The following is a 13,187-nucleotide window of genomic DNA, read 5'->3' as shown; positions in this document are numbered from 1 at the left end:
CGTGGGGGCTCTGACCATGGGCCCCCACGCCCGTAGTGCGTTAGAGTTCGCGAGACGGCAGGATTCTGTCCGGCTCGTTTTGACATGAGACTTCTGATGGCAGATCCCCGCACCATCGCATACTCACACCGCCTTATAGGCGCGCAGGAGGGACCGTGCTGACCGCGTTTACCCGGGCGTTCCGGACGCCGGACCTGCGCAAGAAGTTGCTCTTTACCCTGGGCATCATCGCGCTGTTCCGACTCGGCTCGGTTCTTCCGACTCCGGGAGTTCACGTCCAGAACCTTGCGTCCTGCTTTGATCAGGTCCGCAACGGTGAAAACGGCAATATCTACGGGATGGTGCAGCTGTTCAGCGGCGGCGCGCTCCTGAAGCTGTCGGTGTTCGCTCTGGGCATCATGCCGTACATCACCGCCAGCATCATTCTCCAACTTCTCGTCGTCGTGATCCCACGCCTTGAAGCCCTCAAGAAGGAGGGGCAGGCCGGTCAGACGAAGATCACACAATATACGCGTTATCTGACGATCGGTCTGGGCATCCTGCAGTCGACGGCGTTCATCGCGCTGGCGCGCTCCGGGCAGCTCTTCCAGGGCTGTGACAAGGACGTCCTGCTCGACCCCGACAACATCTTCATGATCGTCACGATGGTCGTCATCATGACGGCCGGCACCTCGGTCATCATGTGGCTGGGCGAGCTCATCACCGACCGTGGTGTGGGCAACGGCATGTCGATCCTCATCTTCACGCAGGTCGTCGCGGTCTTCCCGTCCGAGCTGGCCAGCATCTTCCAGGCCAACAAGTTCACCTTCGCCGTCGTCATGGTGGTAGGCGTCTTCATGATCGCCGCCGTGGTCTTCGTCGAGCAGGCGCAGCGCCGCATTCCGGTGCAGTACGCCAAGCGGATGGTCGGACGCCGGATGTACGGCGGCACGTCCACCTACATCCCGCTGAAGGTCAACCAGGCCGGCATCATCCCGGTCATCTTCGCGTCCTCGCTGCTCTATCTGCCGCAGCTGCTGACCTCGCTGTTCGCCAACGCGGAGAACCCCAACGCCGTCGTGCAGTGGATTTCGGCGAACCTCACCAAGGGCGACACGCCCATCTACATGATCACGTTCTTCGTCCTGATCGTGTTCTTCACCTACTTCTACGTGTCCATCACCTTCAACCCCACTGAAGTGGCTGACAACATGAAGAAGTACGGTGGGTTCATTCCGGGCATCCGCCCGGGACGGCCGACGGCTGGTTACCTGAGTTTTGTGCTCACCCGTCTGACCGCCCCCGGCGCGCTCTATCTGGGTCTGATCGCCATGATCCCGATCGTCGCGCTCGCGGTGGCCGGAGCGAGCCAGAACTTCCCGTTCGGAGGGACGAGCATTCTGATCATGGTTGGCGTCGGCCTGGACACGGTCAAGCAGATCGAGAGCCAGTTGCAGCAGCGTAATTACGAAGGCTTCCTGCGGTAGTGCGTCTCGTTCTGGTCGGGCCCCCCGGAGCGGGTAAGGGGACACAGGCCCAGTACATCGCGTCGAACCTGTCCATCCCGAAGATCTCGACAGGTGACATCTTCCGTGCCAACGTCTCCGGGGGCACGGAGCTCGGCAAGCTCGCCAAGACGTTCATGGACCGCGGCGACCTGGTGCCCGACAAGGTCACCATCGCCATGGTCCGAGACCGTCTCGCCGAGGACGACGCGCAGGACGGCTTCCTGCTCGACGGCTTCCCCAGGAACGTGGCTCAGGCCGAGATCCTGCGCGACATGCTGAAGGAGTGGGGCCAGGCGCTCGACCTGGTCCTGGAGCTGGTAGTTGACGACGACGAGGTGGTCAGGCGGCTGGCCGGTCGCCGCACCTGCAGCCAGTGCGGTCGCATCTGGCACGTCGAGTTCGATGACAAGAAGGACGACCGGTGCGACGCCTGCGGCGGCACGCTGTTCCAGCGTGACGACGACAAAGAGGAGACGGTCAGGCATCGCCTGGAGGTCTACCAGGAGCAGACGGCGCCGCTGGTGTCCTACTACGCGGACGAGGGCATCCTCGTGGGTGTCGACGCGACCGGTCCGGTCGAGGAGGTCACCCAGCGGGCCATGGAGGCCATCCGCCCTTTCATGGGGTAAGCCCGATGGCCGACTGCGGAGGTGGCACGGATTTCCGTGCCACCTCGCGGCTATTGTGAGGGAATTGGGCTCCCACATCTGCCCGTTGAGACCCCGGGGGGTGCCACACGTGTTCAAGAAGAACCGGCATGGAATCCAGATCAAGACGCCCGAGCAGCTCGACAAGATGCGGGCGGCCGGTCTGGTGGTCGGGCGAACGCTCGATCTGTTGAAGCGCTCCGTCGAGCCGGGGATGACACCCCTGGACCTCGACGCCATCGCCGAGAAGGCGATCAGGGATGAGGGCGCCATCCCGTCGTTCAAGGGCTATCAGGGGTTTCCCGCCACGATCTGCGCCTCGGTCAACGAGGAAGTCGTCCACGGCATCCCGACGAGCGCCCGCGCGCTGCGCGAAGGCGACGTCATCTCCATCGACTGCGGCGCCATCCTCGACGGCTGGCACGGCGACTCGGCGGTCACGGTGCCGGTGGGGGAGGTGGACCCGAAGCTCACCGAGCTCATGCGGATCACCGAGGAGTCGATGTGGCGGGGCATCGCCGCGCTGACCGTCGGCCGCCACCTGTCGGACATCGGGTACGAGGTGGAGCGCTACATCAAGTCGCAGGGCCGCTTCGGCATCCCGCCCGAGTACGGCGGCCACGGCATCGGCACCGAGATGCACATGGACCCGTGGATCGCCAACCACGGCCGCCCCGGCAGGGGACCCGTGCTGGAGGCCGGGATGTGCCTGGCGATCGAGCCCATGGTCAACCTGGGCACGGAGCGCACGCGCGTACTGGCCGACGATTGGACCGTCGTGACGATCGACGGGAAGCAGTCCGCACACTTCGAACACAGCGTCGCGGTGACACATAATGGTCCTTGGGTGCTAACCGCCCTCGATGGGGGCGAAGAGCGCTTGGCGCAGCCGTAGACGAGCCGGGAGTGGTGGGTATGGCGCAGAGCCCCGAGATGCGTGCCTCGGACGTCGACAGAGATCGGGTGGCCGGCGTGCTCCGGGAGCACACCGCGCAGGGCCGCATCACGATGGACGAGTTCAACGAGCGGCTCGAACAGCTCTACCAGAGCAAGACCTACGGCGAGCTGGCCCGGCTGACCGCGGACCTGCCGGACGTGGACCTGCGCAACCCGCCCGCCAAGCTGACCGAACCCACCCCGGCGCCCAAGAGCGGCATGCACTCGGGGATGCGCGCGGCCTGGAGCGCGTGGGCCGCGGCCAGCTCGATCAACTGGGTGATCTGGCTGATCGTGAGCGTCACCTCCGGGCACATGATCTACCCCTGGCCGCTGTGGGTGATGGGTCCCTGGGGTGCGATTCTGCTGATCAGCACCATCTTCGGGGGCGGTCAGAAGCGTCAGTGAGTGTGTAGTACTGCACTGTGTGTATTCGTCCGCAGAAGGCGGCGAATGTCCTCCCTAACGTAAGCGGTGCCGGACAACAGAGGGGCTCACCCGAGCAGTCCCGGTCCGGTACGGGGAACCGTCTTACAGGAGGACACAGTGGGTATTCGTCACCTTCTCGCGGGCACCGCTCTCGCCGGCTCGATGGTCGCCGGGGCGCTGGCCATCGCTCCCACGGCCCAGGCCGACGCCGCGACCGCCACCCAGGCGCAGAGCGCCCAGGCCGGCCCGAGGCACTTCTTCGGCCCGTACTTCTCCAACGGCTCCGAGAACGGCGGCCACGAGTCGTACTTCAAGGGCTACTGGCAGCAGCGCGGGGGCAGCTACTACTTCTACGGCGACCTGTACGACCGTCACCACAACGACGGCGACTACAGCTACGTGTGGTTCAAGTACTACGACCGCCACGGCGACTTCCACCGCAACTGGTACCGGTCCGACGACCGCCGTCACTTCGACAGCATCCGCTTCAAGAGGGACTTCAAGATCCAGGTGTGCGAGGGCGGCTCGCGCAACAGCGGCTGCGGCGGCTGGCACGACGTCTTCTAAGCACATCAGCGTCTTCAAGGCACATTAGGGGGAGTCATCCCAGGGGGTGTGCTGACTCGAGAGGGCCCGCCGGTTCGCCGGTGGGCCTTTTGCTGTGCCGCCCGAATCGCTGTGCCGCCCGAATCGGTGTGCCGCTCGGCCCATACGGGTTCGCGGGTGCGGTAAGCTGACTCGTGGTTGTGTCAGGACACCTGACACGCGTTTCGCGTTTTTGTCTCAGGTGTCGTACACTCCTTACTCGGCTCACTATGACTATCACGCGTCGGTGCCCGTTGCCGGACGCCGCTCTCTTCGAAGCGTGAGGTCGCGGCTGCTTAGTGAACCGGAGCCTCAGACGATCGATCAGTGAAACGCGAGGAATTTTGGCCAAAAAAGACGGCGCCATCGAGATCGAGGGCACTGTGGTCGAGTCGCTCCCGAACGCTATGTTCCGGGTGCAGCTTGACAACGGCCATAAGGTCCTGGCCCACATCAGCGGACGGATGCGGATGCACTACATCCGGATCCTGCCCGACGACCGGGTAGTCGTGGAACTGAGCCCCTACGACCTGAGTCGTGGGCGGATCGTCTACCGATACAAGTAAGACGTCTGAGGAACACGAAGGACAATGAAGGTAAAGCCGAGCGTCAAGAAGATCTGCGACAAGTGCAAGGTGATCCGCCGGCACGGTCGCGTCATGGTGATCTGCGACAACCTGCGCCACAAGCAGCGTCAGGGTTAGTCGCCGTAAGGCTTCTCCGAGTCCGCCCCGGTTTCAGGGAGCGGGCTCGACGCATGAGAAGCCTGAGACAGTAATCGCGCGTCACACCTGAGCAGGCGGCCTGATTTCCGGGTCGTACCACCCAGGAGACCCCCGGTCGGAGGCCGGGGCCCTCACCCCGGGCATGGGGAGGGGTCGTGAGGCGCAAGACCTCCGCCACAACGAAGGAGAATGCCCGACCATGGCTCGCCTGGTTGGCGTCGACCTCCCCCGCGAAAAGCGGCTGGAGATCGCTCTCACCTACATTTACGGAATCGGCCGCACCCGTGCGCTGGAGGTCCTCGAGGCCACCGGTGTCAGCGGCGACACCCGCGTGCACCAGCTCACCGACGCTGAGCTCGTCCCGATGCGTGACTACATCGAGGCGAACTTCAAGATCGAGGGTGACCTGCGCCGTGAGGTTCAGGCCGACATTCGCCGCAAGATCGAGATTGGGTGCTACCAGGGCATCCGGCACCGCAAGGGCCTGCCTGTCCACGGTCAGCGCACGCAGACCAATGCGCGCACCCGCAAGGGCAAGAAGAAGACCGTGGCCGGCAAGAAGAAGCCCGGTAAGAAGTAGTCCACGCAGCCGCGGGACCGAACACCTCAGGAGTGAAGGCAAAGGATGCCTCCTAAGAGCCGTCAGGGTGCGCCCAAGAAGGTGCGCCGCAAGGAAAAGAAGAACGTCGCTCATGGGCACGCCCACATCAAGAGCACGTTCAACAACACGATCGTTTCGATCACCGACCCCAACGGGAACGTGATCTCCTGGGCCAGCGCCGGCCACGTGGGTTTCAAGGGCTCCCGTAAGTCCACCCCGTTCGCCGCTCAGATGGCCGCCGAGAACGCCGCCCGCCGCGCCATGGAGCACGGCATGCGCAAGGTTGACGTCTTCGTCAAGGGTCCCGGCTCCGGCCGTGAGACCGCGATCCGTTCCCTTCAGGCCACCGGCCTCGAAGTGGGTTCGATCCAGGACGTCACCCCGGTTCCGCACAACGGCTGCCGTCCGCCGAAGCGCCGCCGCGTCTGACACCCAGGAGAATCTGAGAAATGGCTCGTTACACGGGTGCGGACTGCAAGCTCTGCCGCCGCGAGAAGACCAAGCTCTTCCTCAAGGGCAGCAAGTGCGAGTCCGCGAAGTGCCCCATCGAGATCCGTCCTTACCCGCCGGGTGAGCACGGCCGCGGACGTCCCAAGGAGTCCGAGTACCAGCTTCAGCTTCGTGAGAAGCAGAAGACCCGCCGCATTTACGGCGTCCTCGAGAAGCAGTTCCACAACTACTACGAGGAAGCCACCCGCAAGAGCGGCAAGACCGGTGAGGCGCTGCTCCAGATCCTGGAGAGCCGTCTCGACAACGTGGTCTACCGCGCCGGGTTCGCCCAGTCGCGCGACGCCGCTCGCCAGCAGGTCCGTCACGGACACTTCCTGGTCAACGGCAAGAAGGTCGACATCCCCTCGTACCGCGTGCGTGAGCACGACATCATCGAGGTCCGTGAGACCAAGCGCAACCTGCTCCCGTACGAGGTGGCTCGCGCCACCGCCGGTGACCGCTCGGTCCCGGCGTGGCTCGGCGTCGTGCCGGACAAGGTCCGCGTCCTGATCCACCAGCTGCCGGTCCGTCAGCAGATCGACACCCAGGTTCAGGAACAGCTGATCGTCGAGTACTACTCGAAGTAAGTAGTGGTTGAGGTGCGGTTCGCCGCACCTCAACTAGGCTTGTATCGGAGTGGCGTCATATAGCGGGCGCCACACGAAAAGGGGAGACCCCACATGCTGATCGCTCAGCGCCCGACTCTTCTCGAAGAGTCGATCGACGACACCCGATCCCGATTCGTCATCGAGCCGCTGGAGCCGGGTTTCGGCTACACCATCGGCAACTCGGTCCGCCGCACGCTGCTGTCGTCCATTCCGGGCGCGGCCGTGACGAGCATCCGGATCGAGGGCGTGCTGCACGAGTTCTCGACCGTTCCCGGGGTCAAGGAAGATGTCACCGACATCATCCTCAACCTCAAGGAGCTCGTCGTCTCCTCCGAGCACGACGAGCCGGTCGTGATGTACCTGCGCAAGCAGGGCCCGGGTGAGGTAACCGCCGCCGACATCGCGCCGCCGGCCGGTGTCGAGGTGCACAACCCCGAGCTGCGCATCGCCACGCTCAACGGCAAGGCGAAGCTGGAGATGGAGCTGACCGTCGAGCGCGGTCGCGGCTACGTCTCCGCCGCGCAGAACAAGCAGCCGGGTCAGGAGATCGGCCGTATTCCGATCGACTCGATCTACTCCCCGGTGCTCAAGGTCACCTACAAGGTCGAGGCGACCCGAGTCGAGCAGCGTACCGACTTCGACCGCCTGATCCTCGACGTCGAGACCAAGCCGGCCATGAAGCCCCGCGACGCGGTGGCCTCCGCCGGTAAGACCCTCGTCGAGCTCTTCGGCCTGGCCCGTGAGCTCAACGTCGAGGCCGAGGGCATCGACATCGGCCCGTCGCCGACCGACGCCGCCCTGGCCGCCGACCTGGCGCTGCCGATCGAGGAGCTGAACCTCACCGTTCGCTCCTACAACTGCCTCAAGCGCGAGGGCATCCACACCGTGGGTGAGCTCGTCGCCCGCAGCGAGCAGGACCTGCTCGACATAAGGAATTTCGGCGCCAAGTCGATCGAAGAGGTCAAGCAGAAGCTGCACGAGATGACGCTGGCGCTCAAGGACTCCCCGCCCGGGTTCGACCCGAGCGCGGTGGCCGGCGCCGGTTACGACGACGACGACAGCGCGTACGTCGAGACCGAGCAGTACTAAGCCATCGCGAGGGCTCTGCCTCGCGACTCCCCGCGCCGAGCGGTTCCCGCTCGGCGCGGGCGACGGTAACGGCTCGCATCGCCCCTAGAGCGACTGCGACCGGCCCGACTCCGGTACCTGGTACGGCCGGGGCGGGTTAACTCACAAGGAGAACGCAATGCCCAAGCCCACCAAGGGTGCACGTCTTGGCGGCAGCCCGGCGCACGAGCGGCTGATCCTGGCGAACCTCGCCACGGACCTGTTCCGCCACGGCAAGATCCGCACCACGGTTGCCAAGGCCAAGCGCGTCCGTCCGCTGGCGGAGCGCCTGATCACCAAGGCGAAGAAGGGCGACATCCACAACCGTCGCCAGGTGCTCACGGTCGTCAAGGACAAGGGCGTCGTCCACCACCTGTTCACGGACATCGCGGTGACGTTCGCCGAGCGTCCCGGCGGTTACACCCGCATCACCAAGGTGGGCGCCCGTAAGGGTGACAACGCCCCCATGGCGGTGATCGAGCTGGTGACCGAGCCGCTGAACCCGGTTCGCGTGTCGCGCACGGAGGCTCCGGCCGCCGCTGCCGCTGCCGCTCCCGCTCCCGCCGCTGAGGCCGAGACTGAGGCGCCGGCTGCCGCGGAGACCGCCGCGTCGGACGAGGCCGCCACGGCTGAGGCCGCTGACTCGGGTTCGGCCGAGGCTGAGGCCGGCGAGGCGAAGAAGGACGAGGCCTGATCCGTCAGGTCGGCTGAAGTCGGGCCCAGATCCCCTCTACGCGGGGATTCCGGGCCCAGTTGAATCGGGCTCGGGCCCCTCTTGCGGGGGTTCGGGCCTGTTCGCGTTTTGGGGAGGGCGATGGTGGTACGGCTCCGGCTTGATCTCGGCTATGACGGGACCGACTTCTCCGGGTGGGCCAGGCAGCCGGGGCTGCGTACGGTCCAGGGGGAGATCGAGCAGGCGCTCGGCAGGATCCTGCGGCTGGCCGAGCCACCGGCGCTGACCGTCGCCGGGCGTACGGATGCCGGGGTGCACGCGCGTGGGCAGGTGGCGCACGTGGATCTGCCCGTGGAGGCGTTCTCCGCTCTCGACCGCAACCACCGGAGATCCGCCGGGTCCGAGCCTGTGGCGGGTTTTCCGGCTGTCGGCTCCATGGGAGTCGGCGCGGTGTTGCCGCTGGACGTGGATGAGCGGCTCGCTACACTCCTGCGGCGGCTGGCCGGGGTGCTGGAGCCAGATGTACGCGTTCATCGGGTCTCCGTGGCTTCTGAGGGCTTTGACGCACGGTTCTCCGCCCTGTCACGGCGGTACGCGTACCGGGTCAGTGACGCGGCCGGTGGGGTGGATCCGTTGCGGCGCCGGGAGGTGGTCTGGCACAACCGGCCGCTGGACCTGGACGCGCTGAACGCGGCGGCCACGCATCTGCTCGGCGAGCACGACTTCGCCGCCTTCTGCAAGAAGCGCGAGGGGGCCACCACGATCCGGCGGCTGCAACGGCTCGACTGGGTGCGGGAGGGCGACGGGGTGCTGGTCGCCACCGTGGTCGCCGACGCGTTCTGCCACTCGATGGTGCGGTCGCTGGTCGGCTCTCTCCTGTCGGCCGCCGATGGGCGCCGGCCTGTCGAGTGGCCCGGGCAGGTGCTGGGGCGGGCCGTACGGGACTCCGGGGTGCATGTGGCGCCCGCGCACGGCCTGTGCCTGGAAGAGGTGACCTACCCGCCGGACGCGGAACTCGCCGCGCGCGCCCTCGCGACCCGGCGCGTCCGCACGCTGGGCGATGATCCGCCCGCGATCGACGAGCCGTAACCCGGCGGGTCCGTACGTGGGCGGTGACTCGCCCGCGATCGACGAGCCGTATCCCGGCGCGTCGATCCGCCCCCTGTCGACGAGCCTTGCCCCGCGCCGAGCGGGTTGTCAGTCGTTGGTGAGGCGGCGTTCCAGGGCCTGGGAGGTCTGGTCGCGGAAGGCGCCGCTGACCTTGCCGAGTGTCTTCTCCTTGGTGCCGGGTGTGTGGCCGTCGGCGTACGTGGCGTAGCTGAAGACGATGTAGCGGCCCCAGACCAGCCCCGCGGCGTAGCCGCCCGCGATCTCCACGCGTTCGCCGCCCGTGCCCGCCGCCGCGGGCAGGCCGCGGAACCAGACGTTGCGGCCGAGGTTCTTGGCCTTGTCGGCGCTCATGGCGGCCTCTTTGGTCGGCAGTACGGCGATGCCGGTCGTCACGGCGTAGCGGCGCTTGGTGTCCACGTACGTCGCTCGTACGATCCGGCTGCACTTCTGCTCGCGCAGCGCGTCAGCGAAGGGACCGGAGGCGGCCTTCTCGCAGCTCCCCGTCATGTCGGTCTTGACCTTGGAGAAGACGGCTCCCTCCGCCTCGATCTTCTTCTTCGGGAACGCCTCGGAGAGCGACATCTTGCGCGGGTCGGTCTGCTCGGAGTTGAGGATCGAGGTGGCGGGGACGACCGGAGTCGTGGAGGCATCGGGGCTGACGATGGCCGGGGGTGCCGTCGTCGGCGGTTCCTTGGCGGCCGTCGTGGCGGCGGGCGGCGGGGCGCTCACCGACTTGTAGGCGAAGAAGCCGCCCGTGGCGACGCCTGCCAGTGCGAGCACGCCCAGGGTGATGAAGAGGGTTTTCCGGCCCGCCGGCTTGCCGGGCTGGCCGGTGGCGGGCGGTGTCGCCTGGAACGGCGACTGCTTGAACGGTCCCTGCCCGTAGGCGGCGGGCGGTGTGGAGCGGTCCTGCGCGGCCGGGACGGGCAGGGCGGGGGTGGGTTTCTGGCCCCATACCTCGAACGGGAGGTCGGGGACGTTGCCCTTCTGTTCGGTGCCCTTCTGTTCGGTCCCGCCAGGGGGGATCGGCGGCCAGACCGGGACGTCGCTCGGCTCGGCCGGGTGTCCGGCGGCGTGCGGGTCGAAGGCGGGTGGTGGGGTGCCGGCGTCGAAGGCGTGCGGGCGAGCGTTGGGGCCGAAGGCGTGGGGGGCCGTCGCGTCGAACCCCGGCGCGGTCGCATTCGGGTCGAAGGCGGGCCCGGTGGTGTTCGGGTTGAAGGTGCTGGGGGCGCCGGTGTCGGGGTTGAAGGCGTGGGGGGCTGTCGCGCCGGACGCGGGCGTAGTGGGGTTCGCGCCGGACGCGGGCGTAGTGGGGTTCGCGTCGAAGGTGGGATCGGTGGCGTTCGGGTCGAAGGCCGGTGGGGCCGCCTCATTGACGGCGAAGGGGCGGGCGGACGCGCCCCTCGCGTCGTAGGGGGCGGTCAGGTTCGGGTCGGTCTGGTAGTCCTCGGCGTCCTCCGAGGGGTCGGCCTCTTCGTAGTCGGCCGCGGGCTGTCCGAACGTGGGGCCCTTGGTCGTCGGCCCGCCGTACACCGAGCTCTTGGGCGCGGGGTCGCTGTCGCCGGACGTGGGGGCTCCGGGCGGGATGATGCCCCCCGGGCGGGTGGGGGAGTCGTCCGGGGGCGAGCTGTCCGATGGGACGTTCCAGGGCGATGTCGGGGCGGACACGTCGTCGGAATCCGGTTCCACGGCGAGTTCGCCCGTGGCGGCGGGCCAGGGCGGCATGGCGGGCGGGTCCGAGACGGGGGCGGGCCATACCTGCATGCCCGCGGCCGCCGCGGTGAAGGCCGGTGGCGGCTCCCACGACGGCGCACCGGGCACCACAGGGTCGACCGCCCAGGTGGCGGGCTCCTCGGGGGCCCAGGTCGCGGGCTCCTCGGGGATGGGTGCGGGCCAGGCGCCGGACGCCGGAGACCATCCGGCGCCGGGCCGGCCGGGAGCCGGGGCGTCCTGTCCCGGTTCGGCGCTCGGCCACGAGGGCTGGGGACCGGAGGGCGGACTGCCCGATTCGGACTCGGCGGACTGCCATGGAGGCTGAGCACCCGGCCCGCCGGTGTGTGACGGAGGCTGGGCGCCTGGCCCGGCGGGGTGTGACGGAGGCTGAGCGCCTGGCGCCGGGCTGTGCGACGGAGGCTGGGCGCCCGGTCCCGGAGCGGTGGGTGGCCGCGTGGGTGCGGAGCCGGCGGGCGGAGGGCCCGCGGCCGGAGGTCGCGGAGACGGGGACGGGGTGCCGGGCTGGGCGCCGAGATTGCGGGGCAGGCGGCCGCGCATGGGGCGCGGCGGGCCCTGAGGGTCGGCGAACCAGTCGTACGGCGCGGCGTCGTCGCCCGCCACCTCCCACGGCTGCGCGCCGGGGAAGGCCGGCAGGCCGGGAAGGTCGGACTGGTCCTCGGCCGAGGCCGGGTCCGACGGCTGCGGTTCGAACGGCTGCCACTCGGACGGCGAGTCGAAGGCCGATGCCCCGGTCACCGTCTGCTCAGCATCCGATGGCGTACCCGGGAAAGCGGGCAGCATGTCATGACCGGCATCGTCATAAGCGGCACTCCCGTAAGCGGCACTCCCGTAACCGGCGCTGTCAGAGCCGGAGTCAGCGCCCGCGCCGGGCTCCGGTGGCGATGCTGGAGTAGCTCCGGGCGCCTCGTGAGACGCCCGTGACTCGGGATATTGAAGGGGCTGGCCGAAGCTCGGCGGTGGCGTCGCCGGTGCGGCCGAGCCGTCAGATTCCCTACGATCGTTGTCAGACCCAGGTTCCTGGCCACGCATAAGGGGGAGCCTAGCGAGAGTCGCGAGATCGTTATGCCGGTATGGGCGTTCCCGACTGGATCATCGATGCCGTTTGGGTACGTATCAAAAGGTTTGAGGCTTTCAGCTGCCCGGGTGGCCGGTCAGCGTGCGGGAGTCAAGGGCCTTGAAGACGGTGGCCTTGGTGATGTCGTCGACCGCCTGGAAGAGCTTCTTCTGCCCCTTCTTGTCGGGCTTGCTGCCGTCCTTGTTCTGGAACCAGATCATGACGGCGTAGTGGCCGTGCATCCACATCTGGGTGCCGCCGCTCCCGGTGCCGAGGCTCTTGGTGAGCGAGTCCTTGCCGGCCAGCGGCTTGACGTAGTCGGTCTTGCTGCCGACCGACTGCACCTTGGTCGCGGTCTTGCTGGACTTGAGGTTGGCCACGCCGACCGTGCCCATCAGCTTGCCGGCCTTGTCGCGGAAGCTCGCGCGGATGATCTGCGTACACTTGCCGGCCTTGAGGGCCTTCTGCAGCTTGTCGCCGACGGCTCCGTCGGAGCACTTCTTGACCTTGCTGGTGACGGTCATCGTGTACGAGCGGCCGCCGACGGCGATCTTCTTGGTCGCGAACAGCTCCTTGACCGTGAGCGGCTCGGGGTCGGTCTTGCGATCGGCCGCGTAGCTGTACTTGCCGGGAGGGGACGACGGCAGCGGCGCGGAGGTGCGGCGGGCCGCCTGGGTCTCGGCCTGGTCGGCGCCGCCTGACTTGAACATCACCACGAGGCCCGCGACGAACAGGCCGAGCACCGCGACGCCGCCGAGCGTGAACCAGAGCGGCCCACGCGAGCGTTTGCCCTCGTCGTAGGGGCTCCACGTGGTGCTGCGGCGCGCCGGTTCGGCGACCGGCTCGGCCGCGGCCGGTTCCTTGGCCCTGCGACCGGTGGCAGCCCCGATCGGTTCGAAGGGGTTGCGGGAGCCGCCGGGTTCGGCCGTGTCACGGGCCCTGCGAGAACGGCGGGGGGTGCTCTCCGTGCTGGTGTCACGTTCGTCGGGAAAACCCATGCGG

Annotated in this window: 15 protein-coding genes; 13 read left to right on the top strand and 2 right to left on the bottom strand. The window is 67.7% G+C overall.

Annotation, left to right across the window (positions count from 1 at the left end; translation table 11 throughout):
• Positions 1 to 155 precede the first annotated feature (155 nt).
• The 13 genes from secY to truA all read left to right on the top strand — a co-directional run bounded on the left by secY (position 156) and on the right by truA (position 9,376).
• Positions 156 to 1,466 (top strand): preprotein translocase subunit SecY, encoded by a 1,311-nt coding sequence (gene secY, locus ACGFJ2_RS41285; RefSeq protein ID WP_225293931.1) that lies wholly within the window; start codon positions 156 to 158, stop codon positions 1,464 to 1,466.
• The gene (locus ACGFJ2_RS41280) at positions 1,466 to 2,116 is read left to right on the top strand and encodes an adenylate kinase (protein ID WP_225293929.1); all 651 of its coding nucleotides are present in this window, start codon (positions 1,466 to 1,468) and stop codon (positions 2,114 to 2,116) included. Before secY ends, ACGFJ2_RS41280 begins: the two co-directional genes overlap by 1 nt.
• Positions 2,117 to 2,225: 109 nt before the next feature.
• The gene (gene map, locus ACGFJ2_RS41275; protein WP_357948177.1) at positions 2,226 to 3,029 is read left to right on the top strand and encodes a type I methionyl aminopeptidase; all 804 of its coding nucleotides are present in this window, start codon (positions 2,226 to 2,228) and stop codon (positions 3,027 to 3,029) included.
• A 20-nt stretch (positions 3,030 to 3,049) separates the two neighbouring features.
• Complete coding sequence (locus ACGFJ2_RS41270; RefSeq protein WP_357948180.1) at positions 3,050 to 3,478, top strand: DUF1707 domain-containing protein; 429 nt, start codon at positions 3,050 to 3,052, stop codon at positions 3,476 to 3,478.
• Between the two features lie 138 nt (positions 3,479 to 3,616).
• Positions 3,617 to 4,066 (top strand): hypothetical protein, encoded by a 450-nt coding sequence (locus ACGFJ2_RS41265; RefSeq protein ID WP_357948183.1) that lies wholly within the window; start codon positions 3,617 to 3,619, stop codon positions 4,064 to 4,066.
• A gap of 362 nt (positions 4,067 to 4,428) precedes the next feature.
• On the top strand, positions 4,429 to 4,650 hold the full coding sequence (infA, locus tag ACGFJ2_RS41260) for a translation initiation factor IF-1 (protein ID WP_012887858.1): 222 nt from the start codon (positions 4,429 to 4,431) through the stop codon (positions 4,648 to 4,650).
• A gap of 24 nt (positions 4,651 to 4,674) precedes the next feature.
• Positions 4,675 to 4,788: a 50S ribosomal protein L36 gene (rpmJ, locus tag ACGFJ2_RS41255; RefSeq protein ID WP_003956441.1), complete on the top strand. Its 114-nt coding sequence runs from the start codon at positions 4,675 to 4,677 to the stop codon at positions 4,786 to 4,788.
• Positions 4,789 to 5,008: 220 nt separating this feature from the next.
• Positions 5,009 to 5,389 (top strand): 30S ribosomal protein S13, encoded by a 381-nt coding sequence (rpsM, locus tag ACGFJ2_RS41250; protein WP_214633192.1) that lies wholly within the window; start codon positions 5,009 to 5,011, stop codon positions 5,387 to 5,389.
• A gap of 45 nt (positions 5,390 to 5,434) precedes the next feature.
• Positions 5,435 to 5,839: a 30S ribosomal protein S11 gene (rpsK, locus tag ACGFJ2_RS41245; protein ID WP_020542285.1), complete on the top strand. Its 405-nt coding sequence runs from the start codon at positions 5,435 to 5,437 to the stop codon at positions 5,837 to 5,839.
• 20 nt (positions 5,840 to 5,859) lie between these two features.
• Entirely contained in the window at positions 5,860 to 6,486 is a 627-nt protein-coding gene (gene rpsD, locus ACGFJ2_RS41240; RefSeq protein ID WP_357948186.1) for a 30S ribosomal protein S4, read from the top strand.
• Positions 6,487 to 6,579: 93 nt separating this feature from the next.
• On the top strand, positions 6,580 to 7,596 hold the full coding sequence (locus ACGFJ2_RS41235; RefSeq protein WP_214633194.1) for a DNA-directed RNA polymerase subunit alpha: 1,017 nt from the start codon (positions 6,580 to 6,582) through the stop codon (positions 7,594 to 7,596).
• A 157-nt stretch (positions 7,597 to 7,753) separates the two neighbouring features.
• The gene (gene rplQ / locus ACGFJ2_RS41230; protein WP_393477834.1) at positions 7,754 to 8,308 is read left to right on the top strand and encodes a 50S ribosomal protein L17; all 555 of its coding nucleotides are present in this window, start codon (positions 7,754 to 7,756) and stop codon (positions 8,306 to 8,308) included.
• Positions 8,309 to 8,428: 120 nt separating this feature from the next.
• A complete protein-coding gene (gene truA, locus ACGFJ2_RS41225; protein ID WP_358179469.1) occupies positions 8,429 to 9,376 on the top strand; it encodes a tRNA pseudouridine(38-40) synthase TruA in 948 nt (315 codons plus the stop codon).
• Positions 9,377 to 9,484: 108 nt separating this feature from the next.
• On the opposite strand, the gene ACGFJ2_RS41220 is transcribed toward truA, so the two are convergent.
• Together ACGFJ2_RS41220 and ACGFJ2_RS41215 are read right to left on the bottom strand one after the other, a co-directional pair.
• Complete coding sequence (locus ACGFJ2_RS41220; RefSeq protein ID WP_393477832.1) at positions 9,485 to 11,866, bottom strand: hypothetical protein; 2,382 nt, start codon at positions 11,864 to 11,866, stop codon at positions 9,485 to 9,487.
• 396 nt (positions 11,867 to 12,262) lie between these two features.
• Positions 12,263 to 13,183 (bottom strand): hypothetical protein, encoded by a 921-nt coding sequence (locus tag ACGFJ2_RS41215; RefSeq protein WP_357948197.1) that lies wholly within the window; start codon positions 13,181 to 13,183, stop codon positions 12,263 to 12,265.
• Positions 13,184 to 13,187: the final 4 nt, after the last annotated feature.

The organism is Nonomuraea sp. NPDC049028, assembly GCF_043197735.1.
Classification (GTDB): Bacteria; Actinomycetota; Actinomycetes; order Streptosporangiales; family Streptosporangiaceae; genus Nonomuraea.
Note: the sequence above shows the minus strand (reverse complement) of the source record. Positions and strands in the feature narration are given on the sequence as shown.